The following is a 16639-nucleotide window of genomic DNA, read 5'->3' as shown; positions in this document are numbered from 1 at the left end:
ACCCTCCGAGCCTTCCTACCCCTGCTGTTTCTCCCACTTACTTCGACCTACCCCATGAAAATCGAACAATTTGAAGACAAAGGCCTGGCGCATTTTTCCTACGCCGTCCTGAGCGAGTGCGCCCGCGAAATAGTGCTGATTGACCCGGCCCGCAATCCGCAGCCTTACTACGACTATGCGCAGGCCCACGACGCCACCATCGTGAGCATCATCGAAACCCATCCGCACGCCGATTTTGTCTCCTCGCACCTGGAAATTGCCCGGCACACCGGCGCCGTCATTCGCGTGAGCCGGCTGTTGGGGGCCGAGTATACGCACGCAGCCTTCGACGAGGGCGACGCTTTCACCGTGGGCAAGCTCACCTTCCACGCCCTCAACACGCCCGGCCACTCGCCCGACTCCATCAGCGTGGTGCTCAGCCGCGAGGGCCAGGACCAAGCCGTATTCACCGGCGACACCCTGTTTATCGGCGACGTGGGCCGCCCCGACCTGCGCGAACAGGCCGGTCACCTGACGGCCAAGCGCGAGGCCCTGGCCCGGCAGCTGCACCACTCGCTCCGCCACAAGCTCATGCCCCTGGCCGATGAGGTGCTGGTGTATCCGGCCCACGGCGCGGGCTCGCTCTGCGGTAAGGCCCTGAGCGGAGCCAGCAGCAGTACCATAGCCGACGAGAAGCGCAGCAACCCCATGCTGCGCGCCCTGAGTGAAGATGAATTTGTAGAAGAACTGCTTGCCGATCAGCCCTTCATTCCCAAATATTTCGGCTACGATGTGGCCCTGAATAAATCTGGAGCCCCCGCCTACGCCCCAAGCGTGCAGCAGGTAGCCCGCCTGGCAGCCGACGCCCCGCTGCAACCGGGCGTGCTGGTCGTAGATGCCCGCCCCGAAGCCGCGTTCAAAACGGCGCACATTGCCGGCGCCTTCAACATCCAGCAGGGCGGCAAATTTGAGACTTGGCTGGGCTCTATTGTGGGGCCAGAAGAGGCGTTTTACCTGATGGCCGCCGATGAGGCCAGCCGGGAGGACCTCCTGCATAAAACCGCCAAAATCGGCTACGAAACCCTGCTGCAAGGGGCGCTGGTGGGTAGGCCCGTTACGGCAAAAGCTTCGCTGCCGCCGCTAGATGTAGAGCAGTTCCGCCAGCACCCGGAGGCGTATACAATTGTTGATATCCGCGCTGCTTCCGAAGCGCGGGCCGAGCCGTTGTTTGCGGAGGCACTCAACATCCCGCTGCCCGAGCTGCGGGAGCGGGTAGGCGAAATCCCTCAGGATAAGCCCGTGGTGGTGCACTGCGCGGGCGGGTATCGCTCGGCCATTGGGGCCAGCATCGTGGCGCCGGCCCTACTCGGCACTGCCGTCTTCGATTTGGGAGAGGCCGTAAAATCCTTTCAGGTGGCTCTGGCTAGTCATTAGGATTAGTTTCCGAATAGCGCCCGGTCATGCTTCATCTGGCGTCCACTTGTCGAATCATGACAACCTTTCTGCATTAAACCGACTTTCTAAACATCTTCTTCAGCACATCATCACCTTCATGCTTGATTTTCTTCGCCAACCCTGGCCCTGGTACGTGGCCGGTCCACTCATTGGGCTGACCGTACCGGCGCTCCTGCTCGTTGGCAATAAAGCCCTGGGCATCAGCTCCTCGCTGCGCCACATGTGCGCGGCCTGCGTGCCCGCCGGCATTCCCTTCCTGAACTACAACTGGCGCGCCGAGCGGTGGAATCTGTTTTTCGTGCTTGGTATTACCATCGGTGGCTTTCTGGGCTATCGGGTGCTGGGCCACCCCGATACCATTGCCATTTCGGCCGAAACCGTGCGCGACCTGCAAGCCCAACTGCACCTGACCGACTTCACGGGCCTGCTGCCCCGTGAGCTTTTCGCCCTCGAAAACCTGTTGAATTGGAAAGGCTGGGTGTTTCTGGTGCTGGGCGGCTTTCTGGTGGGCTTCGGCACGCGCTACGCCGGGGGCTGTACATCGGGCCACGCCATTTCGGGGCTGTCCAATTTGCAGTGGGTGTCGCTAGTAGCCGTTATCGGCTTCTTTGTGGGGGGGCTGCTGATGACGTGGGTTATTTATCCACTGCTGTTTTAACATCTGCACATGAAAAACCTGAAATACCTGGTCCTGGGCGTGTTATTTGGCGTGATTCTCACGAAAAGCGAGGTAGTGAGTTGGTGGCGCATTCAGGAAATGTTCCGCTTCCAGAGCTTCCACATGTACGGGGTTATCGGCTCGGCTATTCTGGTGGGTATGGTGTCTATCCAGCTCATCAAGCGCAACCGCCTGAAGACCATCAACGGAGAAGAAATCAGTCTGACTGATAAGAAATACACGCACGGCACCTGGATTGGGGGCCTCATTTTCGGGTTGGGCTGGGCCCTGACGGGTGCTTGCCCCGGCCCCATCTTTGCCCAGCTGGGTAGCGGCGTGGCCGGCGCGACCGTGCTGCTGCTGGCCGCGCTGGCCGGCACCTGGACCTACAGCGCCCTGCGCGACAAGCTCCCGCATTAGTGCGTCTCCTCGGCCCGCCCTACCCACTACCGCCTTCTTACCTATCATGGTGGAGGAAGAAAGTTGACAGGCAGTAGACGAGCCTTTGTCCCCAGGCGAAATATACCCTATGCCATCAGACACCTTTCCTCCCCCTCTATAAACCGGATATCGTATTCCGCTACCAGCTCGTGCAAAATCGGCTCGTAGATATCGGCCTGGATGGGAAGCACGATGCCGTATGAGGCCACATGCCCGCCGGCCAGCCGCCGCACAGCCATGCCCAGCGGTAGCCCTACCGTCTTGGCCATGGCGGTGTGCGTGGCGTCATCACCTAGCACCACCAACGAGGCGGTGTTCGCATACACCAATCCTGCTAGTTCATATTCAAACTGATGCTGCATCACCACCATGTCGCGGTCTTGCGGCTGGAGCGCCCATTTGCGCAGCAATAGGTGTTCCAGCAGCTGGGCCGGCGTGGCGTTGGCGAGGCCTACCGGTTCCAGCGAGAAGATGCCCAGCCACGTCAGCAGCTGCATTTCGGGGCTATTGGGTGCGAGCTTTAGGTAGTCCGACACCCACCCCACAGGCGACCAGTGCGGTGTTGGTAGCCGCGGCAGACAGCCGGCTACCAACTCGCTCCACGGCAGGCTGGCGGCGTTGTCCAGGCGCACCGAGTCGTCGGTGAGGCCCAGCTGGACGAGGGCGTGCCAGGCGGCGCAATAGCCGGGGCGGCGCAGGGTGCCGCGCAGCATGGTCGGGATGCCATCGAGGCCGTAGAGGGGACGGTAGCTAAGCGAGTCGCGGTTGGGGTAGCCCTCGAAGTCGCCGTAGTCGGGTACGCTGAGGGGCTCGGCGCGGGCAAATAGCTGGTGGTAGGGCACCAGCCGCGGGCGGCCATCTTCCAGGTACTGCGCCGTGCTCTGGCCGGCCAGCACCACGTTGCGCGGGTTCCAGGTGAACTTGTAGCGCCAGGGGTTGTCGCCCTCCGAATCGGGAGCCAGCAGGCCGCCGCAGTAGGATTTGAAGCTGGTGAGCCGACCACCCCGCGCCCGAATGGCGTGGATAGCCCGCATGGCCGACATATGGTCCAGGCCAGGGTCGAGGCCGCACTCCATGAGCAGCGTGACGCCCGCGGCGCGGGCCTCGGCATCCAGGGCGCGCAGCTCGGGCGTGGCGTAGCTGGCCGTGGCCAGGTGGCGGCGGTGGCGCACGCATGCCCGCGCTACTACGGGGTGCAGAAACGCGGGCAGCATCGAAATAACGACGTCGTGCGCTTGCACCAGCTCGTCGAGGCGGGCGGTATCGTCGGTGGAAAAGGGCACGGCGCGGGCGTAGGCGGCGTGCGCGGCCAGTACGGGCGCCAGGGGCGTGGGGTCGAGGTCGGCAATGGTGAGCTGCCAGTTCTCCGCGGGCGCGTGGCGTAGCAGGTAGGCAATGAGCGCGGAAGCCGAGCGGCCGGCACCGAGCAGCAGCAGGCGGGTGGGGTGGATCATGGCGGAAAGGTAGGCGTGTCATCAAAGCTAACAACTCCGGGAAATTCCGTTGGCGTACTCGATGGGCAGCCTACCGTTCGCCCTACCCCTAGCGCAGTTCAGCCGGTTGCGGTACCGTTCGCTGAAAAACGATTTTCTTCCGCGGATAGCTGAGCTAGGTTTGAGGCATCAATCGCACCACAAGCCTCCCCTACTCCTGCTACCATGAACCTCACTGCCTACCTCCGTCCCTTTTGCGCCGCTTTGCTGACCGGCGCTACGCTTCTCACGGCCGCTCCCGCTTCCACCGCCTCGGCTCCTACCCTTCTGGTAGCCGATAGCCCGGCCGCCGCGCACCCCAACTTCACGGTGCGCGTGGTGGGCAAAGGCCAACCTATGCTGCTGATTCCGGGCCTGACCTGTCCCGGCGCGGTGTGGGACGAGACGGTGGCACACTACCAAAAGCAGTATCAGTGCCACATCATTTCCATCAATGGATTCGGCGGCACGCCGGCCCCGGCCAGCACCGAGCACCTGCTCCAAAACGTGCGCGACCAGCTCCTGACCTACGTCAAAACTCAGAAGCTTAATAAACCTGTAGTGGTAGGGCACAGCCTAGGTGGCTTTATGGCCCTCTGGATGAGCGCCACCCAGCCCGACGCCGTGGGGCCGCTGGTGATTGTGGACTCCCTACCTTTCCTGTCGGCGGTGCAAAACCCTATGCTGACCGCCGAAGCCGCCAAGCCCATGGCCGAGGGCGTGCGGCAGCAGGTGAGCCGCGGCCACATAGATGCCGCCACCGCCCGCCAGAACTCGGCCAGCCTGATGACCGATACGGCTCGCATCCGGCAGGCCACCGCCTGGAGCGTAGCCTCCGACCCCGCCACCGTGGGCCAGGCCATGTACGATATGTACACCACCGACCTGCGCCCCGACGTGGCTCGTATTCAACAGCCGGTGCTGGTACTAGGTGCCTGGGCCGCCTACAAGGCCTACGGCTCAACCAAGGAAAGCACCCGCGCTATTTTCGAGCAGCAGTACGCCAAGCTGCCCCAGCACCAAATTGAGATGTCGGAAGCCGGCAAGCACTTTCTGATGTGGGACGACACGCAGTGGTTCCTGGCGCAGTCGGACGCTTTTTTGAAGCAGCACGCAGTGGCTAAGAAATAGAAAACCGTCATGCTGAGCGGAGTCGAAGCATCTCGCGTTCTGACGGTAGATAGTAACCTAGTGTCAGCACGCGAGATGCTTCGACTCCACTCAGCATGACGACCTCACTCCCAGCCCTACTGCAACTATCTAAAAATCAGAATACGCCACTGGGTGCAGGAATTGCATATCAATATGCGACACGTTGTTTTGGTATTCGGGCCGGGCCGAGAGCTTCTTCCAGTCAGCCGACTCCCCGAACTGCTTCCAATGGGCGTCGCGGGCGGCTTTGTTGTCGAAGGTGGTCATGTACATCAGGTTGGGCATGTGGCTGCCAGCCAGCACCCGGCCATAGAACACGGCGTTGAAGCCCAGACGCTTGAACAGGCCTACCTCGTCGCCCTGCACAAACATCTGCACTTTGTTGAGGTGCTGGGCCTGGGTAGCGCTTTCGTAGCTGCGCAGCTCGTAGATACGCTCCGGCCGCGGGCCGGTGAGGGGTGGCGTCTGGAGCTTGAGTTGATCGGCAAACGACTCTAGTAGAATGGTTTCCAGGCGAGTATAAGGCGCCTGGTCGTGGGCTGACGCCCAATACTGCTGGCCGGCGGCGCCGTATACTTTCGGGTCTTCTAATTGTGCCGTTACGCGCTGCCACTGCTGCAAGGACTGGTAGGGCACCAGCACCAACAGGCGCCGGTCGGCGGCCGTGTCGTTGCCAACCGGCTCAAACACACCCACTTTCGGCACGCCTAGCTTGTGCAACGCCGGCAGGTAGGCGTCTTTTAGAAAGGCCTCTACCTGCTGCTGTTGCTGCTGATTGCGCAGATGGTAGACTTGCACTTGATAGTACTCGCGGCCGGCAGCGCGCGTGGCTGTGGCGCCCAGTAGCATAGTGGCCAGGAGCAGCAATGGGTAGAGTGTGGTGCGGAAACGTGGAGGGGAAGAAGCTTTCATAGAAACAAATCAGGGTACATTGATTCCCTAAACATACCGCAAATTCAGCAACGGCCCGTTACCGGCGCTTTCACTTCCTACCATCCTTTTTTACCATGACAACTCCTAGCTCCTCCTTAGAACAGCAACGGGCGCAGTTTGCCGCCCGGCGCCTGCTGGCCATGCCGCTGGCGGGCACCTTGGCCTGGGCTGTGGTGGGCGTGGCCGGACTCACGCTGTCGCCCACGCAGCTGGTGTGGGTGCTCTTTCTCAGCACCGGCAGCATTGTATACCTAGGGATGTTTTTTTCACGGTTCACAGGCGAGCATTTCCTGAACCGCACCAACCCTAAAAACGAGTTCGACACCCTGTTTTTCAGTGCCATGGCCATGTCGCTGCTGGTGTATGCCATTGCTATTCCCTTTTTCCAGGCCGATTATACGTCGCTACCCCTTACCGTGGGCATCCTCACGGGACTGATGTGACTGCCGCTGTCCTGAATTATCCGGCACTGGGTAGGCGTGTTTCATGCCGTGGCGCGCACGGTGCTGGTGCTGGCGGCTTGGTACGCGTTTCCAGCCCAGCGGTTTGTGGTTATTCCTTTTCTCATTGTGGGGCTGTATGTTGCAACGATACTAATCCTAGAATACCGCTGGCGGGCTATCCGGCAGCCCGCGGCGCTATCGGCTTGATTGCATGACTTCTTTGTTTTTCCGTAGCCCTACCCCTGCGCCCGTTGTACCGGTTCCTACCCACCGCCGCCGCTGGTATTGGGGGTTGCAAGTGGTGGGCTGGCTGCTCTACGCGGGCCTCGGCTTGTTGCTGATTCGGCTATTTGCGATGCGCGTGGTCATTGGTTGGCATATACTGGCCATTCAGCTGGCTATGGCCGTGGTGCTGCTCTTTGCCAGCCACGGCGTGCGGGCCTGGGTGAAACGGTACCACTGGAAGCAGTTGGCCTTTGGGGCGCTGCTGTGGCGGCTGCTGGTCGTCAATGGGGTGGTGGCCGTGCTGAGCCAGTTGGTGTTGGGCGCTATCATCGCCTTCCTGATTCGGCCACCCGCCAGCCTGGGAGCCCCATCGGGCGGCCCTCAGTTTGTGGGCTACATCCTGCAAACTTACTTTGTGCTTTGGCTTTGGACGGCCTGCTATTTCGGTCTGCACTACCTCGACCGTTACCGGCAGGCCGAAGTAGACAAATGGAAGCTGCACGCGGCCGTGCGGGAGGCCGAAATGAGTACCCTAAAAGCCCAGATCAACCCGCACTTCCTGTTCAATGGCCTGAATAACATCCGAGCCTTGGTGATGGAAGACCCCGCCCGCGCCCGCGCCATGATGACGCACCTCTCCGACCTGCTGCGCTACTCCATCCAGCTCAACGGCACCGAGCAAGTACCACTAGCCCGCGAGCTGGAAATTGTGGAGCATTACCTTCAGCTGGAAGCCATGCAGCTGGAAGAACGCCTGACCTACACGCTCGACATCGACCCCGCTACCCTGGCCGTGCCCGTACCGCCCATGACCCTGCAATTGCTGGTCGAAAACGCCATTAAGCACGGCATTGCGCCCCGGCCCAAAGGTGGCACCGTCGCTGTTTCGGCCCAATTGGCGACCGATGGCGCACAGCTGCACGTGGTAGTCCGTAACACCGGTCGCTACCAACCGCCCACGCCGGACCACACGGGTATTGGGCTGCGCAATGCCCGCGAGCGGCTCGCGCTGCTCTTCGGCCCCGCCGCTACACTCACGCTCACCAACGACCCAAACGCGCCTAACCAGGTATTGGCCCACGTGCAGCTGCCCGTAGCTGCCGCCCTACCCTCCCTCTCTACACCTGTTTCGGCAGCCAGTGTCTAGCTAGTTTTTGCGCTATGAATATTCTGTTAGTTGATGATTCGCGCCTGGCACGCCAGGAACTGCGCCACCTGTTGCAAGCTCATCCCGAGGTGCGGGTAGTAGGCGAAGCCCGCCACGCCACCGAAGCCCGCCAGCTCCTACCCACGCTCCGCCCCGATGTGCTGCTGCTCGATATTCACATGCCCGGCGAAACTGGCTTCGATCTGCTGGCCTCGCTGGACACGGCGCCGCACGTCATCTTCACCACCGCCTATGATGAGTACGCCCTGCGTGCCTTTGAGGTGAATGCATTGGACTACCTGCTGAAGCCCGTGCAGGAACACCGCCTCGCCGCGGCGCTGGCCAAAGCCCGCACCGCCCTCACGCCTCCCAACGAAACGCCGCTTATCCCAACGCTCGAGCCGGCTCCTACCCTGCTCGCCGAGCACGACCAGGTGTTTGTGAAAGACGGTGAGCGGTGCTGGTTCGTCCGCCTGGCTGATATCCGCCTGTTTGAAATCAACGGCAGCTACACCCAAATCTACTTCGATCAGCAGCATCCCCTCATCCCGCGCACCTTGCAGTACTTGGAGCAGCGCCTCGACCCGCGGGTATTTTTCCGGGTAAACCGGCAGCAGATTATCAACCTAAAGTGGATTGCTGGCATCGAACCCTGGTTCAGCAATACCCTTAAAATCCAGCTGCGCGAAGGACCGGAGGTGGAAGTATCGCGCCAGCAGTCGGCCCGTTTCCGGGAGCTAATGAGTTTATAGAGGGTTTTTTCAACCAGAACGTCATGCTGAGCGGAGCCAGAGGCGGAGGCGAAGCATCTCGCGTGCTGATGTGGGGTAGTGATTCTAGAAGCTGAAATTCCCAGGAGCAGGCGAGATGCTTCGCCTCCGCCTCTGGCTCCGCTCAGCATGACCATCCAACAAGTCCAAACCAATTTATCGGCAGATAATTGTATTTTCGCCGCCCCTCCTCACAACCGGGGCCGCACTTCGGCGCCGTCACTTCTATTGCCCTGCCGATGGCTCACCCCCTGCATCTCACCATCACCGTCGACGTACTAGCATCGGAAGCGGAACTGACGCCTGCCGAAGCCACCATGTGGCAGGCTGCCCGCGCCGCCACCGACCACGCCTACGCGCCCTACTCGCATTTTCACGTGGGTGCGGCACTGCTGCTGGAAGATGGGAGTATATTTCGGGGTAATAACCAGGAGAATGCGGCCTACCCTTCGGGTCTGTGTGCCGAGCGCACGGCCCTGTTTGGCTGGGCGGCCAGCCAGCCGGCCCAGCGTATTGTGGGCATGGCCGTAGCCGCCCGTCCCGCCCACGGCGAGTTTACGCTGGCCTGGCCCTGCGGCGCCTGCCGCCAAGTGATGACCGAGTACGAGCACCGCCAGCAGCATCCCATTCCGCTGCTGCTTCCCGGCCCCGATGGCACCATCTACCGCTACCGCAGTGTAGGCGACCTGCTGCCGTTCAGCTTTTCGGCCAACAACCTGCCCAACCCGCATTCTATTGTTTAACGCACTGCCAGTGGCTGCACAGGAACATCATCTGCACGTCCAACGCACGGCGCGTTACTACCAGCTGGGCACTCCTGGCCCTAACACGCGCCGCGTATGGGTGGTGTGCCACGGCTACGGACAGCTGGCGGCCTACTTCATCCGGCACTTTGCCTTCCTCGCTGAGGATGATCTAAACACGGTAGTGCTGGCCCCCGAAGGACTTTCCCGTTTCTACCTTCAGGGCACGAGTGGCCGCGTAGGCGCTACTTGGATGACGCGCGAAGACCGCCTCACCGAAATCGAGGACTACGTAACCTACCTTAATCAGCTGTCGGATACCATTCTAGCCCAGTGCTCACCCGATGTGCAGATACTGGTGCTAGGCTTCTCGCAGGGCGCCGCCACCGTCAGCCGGTGGCTGGCCCACGCCCCGTTTCGGGCGGCGCGGCTGGTGCTGTGGGCCGGCGCCTTCCCCCCCGATATGGACCTGGCCGTGGCTGCCCGCCTGCTGCGGCAGGTGCCCGTCACGCTGGTGTGCGGCACTCAAGATGAGTATGTAACTGCCGAAGCCGTAGCGCAGCAGCAGGCGGCACTGCTTGGATTAGGCGTGGACCCCGAAATTATCTGGTTCGAGGGTAGGCATCAGTTGGATAGAGCGGTGTTGCAGCGGCTTAAGGAAATAATGTAAACGTCTGTCATCCTGAGCGCAGCGAAGGACCTTCTCACGCGTGAACGACAGACATCACAACGACTCGTTCTACCATGATAAGGTCCTTCGCTGCGCTCAGGATGACAGACGTTTACATTACTTCCCTACCCTTTCTGAATTGCAGTAGCCGCGCCTTGCGCGGTAGGCAGCAGCAGTACTTCGGCTACGTTCACGTGCGGCGGGCGCGTCACCATAAACCGGATAACATCGGCCACATCTTCGGCGCGCAACGGCTCGAAGCCCTGGTATACCTTATCGGCACGCTCTTGGTCGCCTTTGAAGCGCACCTGCGAAAACTCCGTTTCCACGGCGCCGGGGTTCACTTCGGCCACCCGAATGCCATGGGGTAGTAAGTCCAGCCGCATGCCTTTGGTGAGCGAGTCTACGGCAGCTTTGGAGGCGCAGTAAACGTTGCCGTTGGCGTAGGCTTCCTTGCCTGCGATAGAACCTACGTTCACGATATGGCCTTGCCGGCGGCGCGTCATGGTGGGTAGCACGGCGCGGGTCACGTAGAGCAACCCTTTCACGTTACCATCCAGCATGGCGTCCCAATCCGCAGGGTCACCTTCCTGAATGGGAGCCAGGCCGTGCGCATTGCCGGCGTTGTTGAGTAGCACATCAATTTCCTGAAACTCGGCGGGTAAGCTGCCAATGGCTGCTTCCGTAGCGGCCCGGTCGCGTACATCGAAGGTGAGCAGGTAGGTAGGCGCAGGCGCTAGCTGCTGCGCCAGTTCCTCTAGCTTCTCGCGCCGACGCCCCGTAAGCACCAGTCGGAAGCCAGCCTCTGCCAGCGCCACCGCCGTAGCCCGACCAATCCCCGACGAAGCGCCTGTGATTAAAGCAGTTTTCATGGTATAAGTGGGTAGATGGCTGCATGGTTAAATGGTTGGTCGTGCTGGTGGTCATTAAAAACTAACCATTTACCCATACCGCCATCTAACCATTCAACCTATTCAAAATTCAGATACAGCGTCACGGTGTGGCTGCTCATGCGTTGCAGGCTGCTGTTGTACACGTCCGTCTGGCCTTCTTTCTGCTGAATGTTGCGCAGGCCGTGCGAGAAGCGCAATTCCGGCGCAAACTTAAACAGTGGGTAAAACAGGTCTAGCCCTACCCCGTACTCAATGGCAAGGTCGGTTTTATTGACGCGCAGCAGGTTGTTTTCCGGGTCTTTGATGCGGTTGCCCACGTTCACGCTCGGCTTGATGCCGCCCACCATGTACACACGTGTATTACGCCGCCGCTGCGAATGAAACTTCAGCAGAATTGGAAAATCCACTTGCGTGGTTTCCACCTCCTGATTCTGGATTTCGCTAGGCATGTCTGGCACATTGGGGTCGGGCGTATAGCCATAGGGCTTAAACTCTACCCGGCGCGTCATAAAGCTCACGCCCGGCGCAAAGCGCAGGCTCAAAAACTCCAACAAGCGCGCGTCGCCCACAAACCCCACCGAGAAACCGGGGCTGTTGATGGTGTTTGCCGTAACGCCTAAGCCGCTACCTCGCCGGTCGATGTAAGTCTGCGTGCGTTGGATGCGGTAGCCAGAGAAATTCGGTGCGATATAAAAACCAGGATGAAACCACCGGTCGTCGTAGCCTGGCAGGTTGTTGCTGGTCACCGATTTCACTTGACCACGCCGGCCGCGGCTAGCTTTAGTAAGGCTTTTTTTCTGGGCGTGGGCTCCAAAGGGAACCACAACGGCAAGGGCGGCCACCACGGCCACCCGACCTATTTGTGCGCAGTATAAATGGAGCTGATGCCGAAAGTGAGTGGCTGCCATGCGGGGGTAGTAAATCCAACCTGTGAAAGAATTGCCAGAAAATCAGGACCGTCGGGAAACGCCTGCACCGATTCGGGCAGGTAGGTATAGGCCGCTTGATCCTTGGAAATCAGCTTGCCAAACACGGGCAGAATGTGCTGAAAATAGAAATTGTACGCCTGCTTCATGGGGAAAGCCGTGGGCTTGGAAAACTCCAGAATCACAAGCTTACCGCCAGGCCGCAGCACCCGCCGCATCTCCGTCAGGCCCTGCTTGAGGTTCTCGAAGTTGCGTACGCCAAAGGAAGCTGTTACGGCATCGAAGTGGTTGTCCGGAAAGGGTAGGTTTTCGGAGTCGCCCAGCTCCAATTTGATACGATTGGTAAGGCCTTTAGCCTGGAGCTTGCGCCGCCCTACCTCCAACATGCCTTCCGAAATATCTACACCCGTTACGTGCGCGTCGGGCGTGGCAGCGCGCAATGTTTCGATGGCAAAGTCGGCAGTACCCGTGGCAATGTCCAAAATGCGGGCCGGGCGCAGTTGCTTCAGCTCACCCACTGCTTTGCGGCGCCAGTAGATATCGGTGCCAACGCTCAGGAAGTGGTTCAGAAAGTCATACTTGCCAGCAATGCTGTTAAACATGGTGGCTACCTGCGATTTTTTGCCGGCAGCGTCGTCTTTGTAGGGAACAACGGACATATAGTGCAGAAACGAAGTAAGAGGCGCTGAATTGCTCAAACATAACGCCCCAGCGCGGATAAAGTTAGGGTGCGGCCTGACAACTACCGTAGTAGGCGTCTGTAAACCAAACGGGCCGGGCATGATGCCCGGCCCGCGTCGTTGGCAGACAATGACTTACTAATTGTCAGTCTTCACTTTGGTTTTCTCGCCGCTAGCAGTTTTTGCTTTTGCGTCGATGGTACCGTTCTGCGTAACCGTTTTCGACTTGGAGCCTTCCGGACCTTTGGTTTTGATTTTCACCTTGTCCGAATCCTCGTCTACTTTCACCTTCACTTTGGTGCCATCATCGAGCTTCACTGTGTTCTTGCCGGGCTCCAGCGTGGCGCTGGTTCCACCAGGAGCGGCATTCATGGGCCGGGTTGTGCGGGGCTGTGAGCTGGGGCTCATCATGGCGCCTCCGCCTGAGTTAGTGCTCGTGCCGCCACCGTTCATGCGCGGCATAGTTTCACCCTCGCCCAGAATCACGCGGAACTCCGTACGGCGGTTCAGCTGCATGTTCTCTGGCGAATCGTTCGGGGCTGCCGGACGACGCTCACCGTAGCTTACCGTTACCATGCGGGTTTCGGCTACACCTTGCTTCTTCAGGTAGTTGTAGGCCGCATTGGCGCGGTTCTGACCCAGTACCATGTTGTACTCGTCGGTGTTGCGCGAGTCGCAGTTACCTTCCACCGAGATATTGATACCGGGATTTGCCTTCAGAATGCGGGCGATGTTGTCCAGTTCCGTAATCGACTCCGGCCGCAGGTTATACTTGTCGGTATCGAAGTAGATGTTATTCAGGGCCACTTGCGACGTGGTATCTACGTAGGGCACGTAGAAATTCTTCACAATAGTGGTAGAGTCGTTGGTAGAGATAGGTACCTCAAACTCCTGCGTTTCAATATTCTTACCGTCTTTCGATACGGCTACCTGGTAGGTACGGCCCGACAGCAGGCTTACTTGGTAGTCACCAGTAGTAGGCTTGGTCACGTCGCGGTAGCTTAGGGCGGTGTTATCGGCCTGCTTACCGCTGAACACCAGCTCCACACCCGGAATTACCGTGGCGCTGTCGCGGGCTGAGAACACCTGACCGCGAATCGTCACGTTCTTGATGTAGTTGATGGTATAGATGTCCTTCTCGCCGTAGCCCCCAATGCGGTAGCTGGAGAGGTAGGCATAGCTGCCATCGGGGCTGAGACGATAGTAGGTATCGTCGTCGGGCGTGTTGATGGGGTAGCCCATGTTCTCGGCCCGACCCCACTTACGACCTACCTCATCCCACTCGGATTTGAAGATGTCGTAGCCACCCATGGTGTTGTGGCCGCGCGAAGCGAAGTATAATGTCTTGCCATCGCGGCTCAGGTAGGGGCTATCGTCGTCGTAGGGCGTATTAATGGCGCTGCCAATCGACTTGGCTGGTCCCCAGTCGCCACCCGGCTGGCGGGTAGAGTAGTAGATATCCAGCGTACCATCTTCCGAATACTTCGAGGTAGAGAAGTAAATCGTCTGGCCATCGGGCGTGATATAAGCGTCCGACTCGTACGACTTGGAGTTGATGTTGCCGTTCAGCTTCTTCGCCTCCGTCCAGTCGCTTCCTACCTTCTCCGAGTAGAAGATGTCGCCATCTTCGTCGTTGCGATACATCAGTAGCTTGGTGTCGTTGTCGAATACCTGAATAGAGGCATCGTGGCCCTTGCCGTTGAGCACAGTGCTCAGCGAGCGGGGCTTTTCCCACTCCTCATCGTTGATGCGCTTGGCTTCGTAGATGTTCTCGTAGTACTGTCCGTCGGCGGCCAGCTTTTTGTCTTTTACTTTGCTCTTGTTTTTCTCCGTTACTACCGGCGTCTCATTCATGTTGTCCGAGCGCGAGGTGAACAGCAGTACCTGGTCGTCCTGCGAAATAACCGGGCTGTGCTCCGACCATTGGGTGTTGATGGTCGGCCCCAGGTTTTTCACGAAGATATCCTTGGGCGTATTGAACTGCACCTTGGCATTTTTGCTGTGCTGAATCAGCTGGGCCAGTTCTTTTTTGCGGGTATCCTTGGCTTTCAGGGTGGTGTTGTAGGCCTGAAAGTGGGCAATAGCTTCGTCGAAGTTATAGTTGAGGTGGTCCACACGGCCCAACCAATACTCCACATCACGCGACACACGTGGTTTCAGCTTCTGTGCCTTATAGATGTAGTCGCTGGCCTTTTCCTTATCAAACGACATATAGGCAATACCGGCCCGGAACAGTGCCAGTGCATTGTTGGGATCCTGCGCCAACACCTGCTCATAGTAAGGAATAGAAGCCCGATAGTTCTCCTGCTCGAAAAACTTATTAGCGGTCTTCAGCTGCTTGCGGGTACCTTGAGCCAGCGCAGGCTGGGCCATGGCAGTAGCAAGGGCAAAAGCACAAGAGGCCTTTAATAAGCTTTTGACTACGTTGTCCATTGGGGGAGATGTTTGAGAAATAAAGCGGTGCGGTAGCTCGTTGGTAGAGCAGCTTCGCCCTGCAAACTTAGTTTTTATTAGGCTGCCTCTTATACTTAAAACCTGCTACAGGGTTAAGGGCAAGCAAATAATTTAGTAGCGCTGGTACGACGAAGTGGAACTAATGGTTAGTAACAGTCTGTTGTAGAGCTTCCCCAACAAGCACGTTTGCGGGCAAAGATAGAAATTTTATAATACGCCCTTACTCTTATCCTATTCATTCAAAATTATTAAGGTAATACTCATTGTCTGTTCATTTTGGCCTTCCAAAAAGTATACCTGATATTCCAAAATTTTGCACAAATATAGGATTATAACATTATTCAAAAGGAAATAGCGGAGTTTTTTCTTGTCGCTCTATACCAGCGTCTCGTTGTACCTTTGTGATTTCGCTTAGCTGCCTATGCAAATTCACGATGCTGCCTTTCTGGCCAGCAATACTCGCCTCGACGCCTGCCCGCCGCCTACCCTACCGGAATACGCTTTCATTGGGCGCTCCAACGTAGGCAAATCCTCCCTCATTAATATGCTAACCGGGCAGAAGGCGTTGGCCAAAACATCGTCCACGCCTGGCAAAACTCAGTTGATCAACCATTTCTTGATCAACAAAAACTGGTATTTGGTCGATTTGCCAGGCTATGGCTACGCTAAAGTGAGCAAGGTGGCGCGTGCACAGTGGGGTAAGATGATCAATTTTTACCTGCGCAACCGCGAAAACCTGACGTGCCTGTTTGTGCTGCTCGACTCGCGCCTACCCCCGCAGGCTGTGGACCTGGAGTTTATGGAAATGCTAGGCACGCAGGGCATTCCCTTTGCCATGGTGTTCACCAAGGCTGACAAGCAGTCGGCCACGCGTACACGCCAGCTGATTGATGCGTACCTGGAAAAGATGAGCGCGATTTGGGACGAGCTGCCGCGCCACTTTGTTACCTCCGCCGAGTCGAAAGAAGGGCGTGAGGAGCTACTTGGCTTTATTGGCGAAATCAATCAGCAGCTAGCCGAAACGCCTGAGAATTCATAATCTGGCTTCTTTCTTGACGTTAGGGGTAGGCGACGCGGCCATTTGGTCTGCTTTTTTAGATGGCTCATCAGCCGCCCTGCTCTTCTCATTCACTGAAACGACCAGTTAATAACTCGTTTACGTTTAAACGATTACTTGATTCCCATGAAAAAAATCGCTTTCCTCCTAAGCTGTGGATTACTGGTAGGCGCAACTTCTGCAGTTGCCCAAACCAAGTCTGCTGCCCCCGCACCTGCTGCCACCCAAACGGCTCCGGCTGGTGGCGTGGCCAAAGCCATTCCGGTGGCTGAGTACTACGAGGGTGGGCAGGAGGCTATGTATGCCTTTATTGAAAAGGAGATGAAATACCCGGTGCTGGCCAAGCGCAACCGCATTCAGGGCACTTGCATTGTGAGCTTTACATTAAATACCGACGGCACTACCAGCGGCTTTAAGCTGGTAAAAGGCGCAGGAGGTGGTCTTGGCGACGAGGCCATGCGTATAGCCAAGCTCCTACAATTCAAGAAGCCCGACTACGCGGTGCTTACCAGCCTGCCCATCGTTTTCAAGCTCTAATCGA

General features: G+C 58.4%; 18 protein-coding genes. 12 read left to right on the top strand and 6 right to left on the bottom strand.

Annotated features, from left to right (window positions below; translation table 11 throughout):
* The first annotated feature begins 54 nt into the window (after positions 1 to 54).
* From H8B15_RS01295 to H8B15_RS01285, 3 genes are all read left to right on the top strand, one after another.
* Positions 55 to 1413 carry an MBL fold metallo-hydrolase gene (locus H8B15_RS01295; RefSeq protein WP_187317843.1) on the top strand — a complete coding sequence of 453 codons (1359 nt, stop codon included), beginning with the start codon at positions 55 to 57 and terminating at the stop codon, positions 1411 to 1413.
* Positions 1414 to 1531: 118 nt separating this feature from the next.
* A complete protein-coding gene (locus H8B15_RS01290) occupies positions 1532 to 2092 on the top strand; it encodes a YeeE/YedE family protein (protein ID WP_187317842.1) in 561 nt (186 codons plus the stop codon).
* A 9-nt stretch (positions 2093 to 2101) separates the two neighbouring features.
* On the top strand, positions 2102 to 2512 hold the full coding sequence (locus tag H8B15_RS01285; protein WP_187317841.1) for a DUF6691 family protein: 411 nt from the start codon (positions 2102 to 2104) through the stop codon (positions 2510 to 2512).
* Positions 2513 to 2619: 107 nt separating this feature from the next.
* Here H8B15_RS01285 and H8B15_RS01280 read toward each other — a convergent pair whose 3' ends face one another.
* Entirely contained in the window at positions 2620 to 3987 is a 1368-nt protein-coding gene (locus H8B15_RS01280) for a saccharopine dehydrogenase C-terminal domain-containing protein (protein WP_187317840.1), read from the bottom strand.
* 204 nt (positions 3988 to 4191) lie between these two features.
* Here H8B15_RS01280 and H8B15_RS01275 point away from each other — a divergent pair, with 204 nt between their 5' ends.
* Positions 4192 to 5136 (top strand): alpha/beta fold hydrolase, encoded by a 945-nt coding sequence (locus H8B15_RS01275; protein WP_187317839.1) that lies wholly within the window; start codon positions 4192 to 4194, stop codon positions 5134 to 5136.
* Between the two features lie 129 nt (positions 5137 to 5265).
* On the opposite strand, the gene H8B15_RS01270 is transcribed toward H8B15_RS01275, so the two are convergent.
* Positions 5266 to 6069 carry an NIPSNAP family protein gene (locus H8B15_RS01270; protein WP_187317838.1) on the bottom strand — a complete coding sequence of 268 codons (804 nt, stop codon included), beginning with the start codon at positions 6067 to 6069 and terminating at the stop codon, positions 5266 to 5268.
* Between the two features lie 95 nt (positions 6070 to 6164).
* Here H8B15_RS01270 and H8B15_RS20850 point away from each other — a divergent pair, with 95 nt between their 5' ends.
* From H8B15_RS20850 to H8B15_RS01245, 6 genes are all read left to right on the top strand, one after another.
* Positions 6165 to 6533, top strand: coding sequence for a DUF7010 family protein (locus H8B15_RS20850; protein WP_216859035.1), 369 nt, complete (start codon positions 6165 to 6167; stop codon positions 6531 to 6533).
* Between the two features lie 36 nt (positions 6534 to 6569).
* A complete protein-coding gene (locus tag H8B15_RS20845; protein ID WP_216859034.1) occupies positions 6570 to 6740 on the top strand; it encodes a hypothetical protein in 171 nt (56 codons plus the stop codon).
* Between the two features lie 4 nt (positions 6741 to 6744).
* Positions 6745 to 7905, top strand: coding sequence for a sensor histidine kinase (locus H8B15_RS01260; protein WP_187317837.1), 1161 nt, complete (start codon positions 6745 to 6747; stop codon positions 7903 to 7905).
* 14 nt (positions 7906 to 7919) lie between these two features.
* Positions 7920 to 8657, top strand: coding sequence for a LytR/AlgR family response regulator transcription factor (locus tag H8B15_RS01255; RefSeq protein WP_187317836.1), 738 nt, complete (start codon positions 7920 to 7922; stop codon positions 8655 to 8657).
* A 257-nt stretch (positions 8658 to 8914) separates the two neighbouring features.
* Positions 8915 to 9418, top strand: coding sequence for a cytidine deaminase (gene cdd / locus H8B15_RS01250; RefSeq protein ID WP_187317835.1), 504 nt, complete (start codon positions 8915 to 8917; stop codon positions 9416 to 9418).
* Positions 9419 to 9428: 10 nt separating this feature from the next.
* Positions 9429 to 10088 carry a serine aminopeptidase domain-containing protein gene (locus H8B15_RS01245; RefSeq protein WP_187317834.1) on the top strand — a complete coding sequence of 220 codons (660 nt, stop codon included), beginning with the start codon at positions 9429 to 9431 and terminating at the stop codon, positions 10086 to 10088.
* Positions 10089 to 10213: 125 nt separating this feature from the next.
* Here the strand turns inward: H8B15_RS01245 and H8B15_RS01240 are convergent, their stop codons facing one another.
* The 4 genes from H8B15_RS01240 to H8B15_RS01225 form a co-directional block, all read right to left on the bottom strand.
* The gene (locus tag H8B15_RS01240; protein WP_187317833.1) at positions 10214 to 10960 is read right to left on the bottom strand and encodes an SDR family NAD(P)-dependent oxidoreductase; all 747 of its coding nucleotides are present in this window, start codon (positions 10958 to 10960) and stop codon (positions 10214 to 10216) included.
* A gap of 98 nt (positions 10961 to 11058) precedes the next feature.
* Positions 11059 to 11889, bottom strand: a complete 831-nt coding sequence (gene porT, locus H8B15_RS01235) for a type IX secretion/gliding motility protein PorT/SprT (RefSeq protein WP_187317832.1) — start codon at positions 11887 to 11889, stop codon at positions 11059 to 11061.
* Positions 11838 to 12566, bottom strand: coding sequence for a bifunctional demethylmenaquinone methyltransferase/2-methoxy-6-polyprenyl-1,4-benzoquinol methylase UbiE (gene ubiE / locus H8B15_RS01230; RefSeq protein ID WP_187317831.1), 729 nt, complete (start codon positions 12564 to 12566; stop codon positions 11838 to 11840). Before ubiE ends, porT begins: the two co-directional genes overlap by 52 nt.
* Before the next feature lie 159 nt (positions 12567 to 12725).
* Positions 12726 to 14960 carry an OmpA family protein gene (locus H8B15_RS01225; RefSeq protein WP_187317830.1) on the bottom strand — a complete coding sequence of 745 codons (2235 nt, stop codon included), beginning with the start codon at positions 14958 to 14960 and terminating at the stop codon, positions 12726 to 12728.
* Positions 14961 to 15462: 502 nt separating this feature from the next.
* Here H8B15_RS01225 and yihA point away from each other — a divergent pair.
* Positions 15463 to 16080: a ribosome biogenesis GTP-binding protein YihA/YsxC gene (yihA, locus tag H8B15_RS01220; RefSeq protein ID WP_187317829.1), complete on the top strand. Its 618-nt coding sequence runs from the start codon at positions 15463 to 15465 to the stop codon at positions 16078 to 16080.
* Between the two features lie 144 nt (positions 16081 to 16224).
* The gene (locus H8B15_RS01215) at positions 16225 to 16635 is read left to right on the top strand and encodes an energy transducer TonB (RefSeq protein WP_187317828.1); all 411 of its coding nucleotides are present in this window, start codon (positions 16225 to 16227) and stop codon (positions 16633 to 16635) included.
* Positions 16636 to 16639 lie beyond the last annotated feature (4 nt).

Origin of the sequence: Hymenobacter citatus (assembly GCF_014333615.1) — a bacterium.
Lineage (GTDB): Bacteria > Bacteroidota > Bacteroidia > Cytophagales > Hymenobacteraceae > Hymenobacter > Hymenobacter citatus.
The sequence above is the reverse complement of the archived record's forward strand: the minus strand, read 5'-3'. Positions and strand labels throughout refer to the sequence as shown.

Bases quoted from the DNA above. Each gene is read 5' to 3' on its own strand.
- H8B15_RS20850 (WP_216859035.1), top strand. From the start codon at position 6,165: ATGACAACTCCTAGCTCCTCCTTAGAACAGCAACGGGCGCAGTTTGCC.
- cdd (WP_187317835.1), top strand. From the start codon at position 8,915: ATGGCTCACCCCCTGCATCTCACCATCACCGTCGACGTACTAGCATCG.
- H8B15_RS01270 (WP_187317838.1), bottom strand. From the start codon at position 6,069: ATGAAAGCTTCTTCCCCTCCACGTTTCCGCACCACACTCTACCCATTG.
- H8B15_RS01225 (WP_187317830.1), bottom strand. From the start codon at position 14,960: ATGGCCCAGCCTGCGCTGGCTCAAGGTACCCGCAAGCAGCTGAAGACC.
- H8B15_RS01240 (WP_187317833.1), bottom strand. From the start codon at position 10,960: ATGAAAACTGCTTTAATCACAGGCGCTTCGTCGGGGATTGGTCGGGCT.
- H8B15_RS01285 (WP_187317841.1), top strand. From the start codon at position 2,102: ATGAAAAACCTGAAATACCTGGTCCTGGGCGTGTTATTTGGCGTGATT.
- H8B15_RS01215 (WP_187317828.1), top strand. From the start codon at position 16,225: ATGAAAAAAATCGCTTTCCTCCTAAGCTGTGGATTACTGGTAGGCGCA.
- ubiE (WP_187317831.1), bottom strand. From the start codon at position 12,566: ATGTCCGTTGTTCCCTACAAAGACGACGCTGCCGGCAAAAAATCGCAG.
- H8B15_RS01255 (WP_187317836.1), top strand. From the start codon at position 7,920: ATGAATATTCTGTTAGTTGATGATTCGCGCCTGGCACGCCAGGAACTG.
- H8B15_RS01260 (WP_187317837.1), top strand. From the start codon at position 6,745: ATGACTTCTTTGTTTTTCCGTAGCCCTACCCCTGCGCCCGTTGTACCG.
- porT (WP_187317832.1), bottom strand. From the start codon at position 11,889: ATGGCAGCCACTCACTTTCGGCATCAGCTCCATTTATACTGCGCACAA.
- yihA (WP_187317829.1), top strand. From the start codon at position 15,463: ATGCAAATTCACGATGCTGCCTTTCTGGCCAGCAATACTCGCCTCGAC.
- H8B15_RS01295 (WP_187317843.1), top strand. From the start codon at position 55: ATGAAAATCGAACAATTTGAAGACAAAGGCCTGGCGCATTTTTCCTAC.
- H8B15_RS01280 (WP_187317840.1), bottom strand. From the start codon at position 3,987: ATGATCCACCCCACCCGCCTGCTGCTGCTCGGTGCCGGCCGCTCGGCT.
- H8B15_RS01275 (WP_187317839.1), top strand. From the start codon at position 4,192: ATGAACCTCACTGCCTACCTCCGTCCCTTTTGCGCCGCTTTGCTGACC.
- H8B15_RS01290 (WP_187317842.1), top strand. From the start codon at position 1,532: ATGCTTGATTTTCTTCGCCAACCCTGGCCCTGGTACGTGGCCGGTCCA.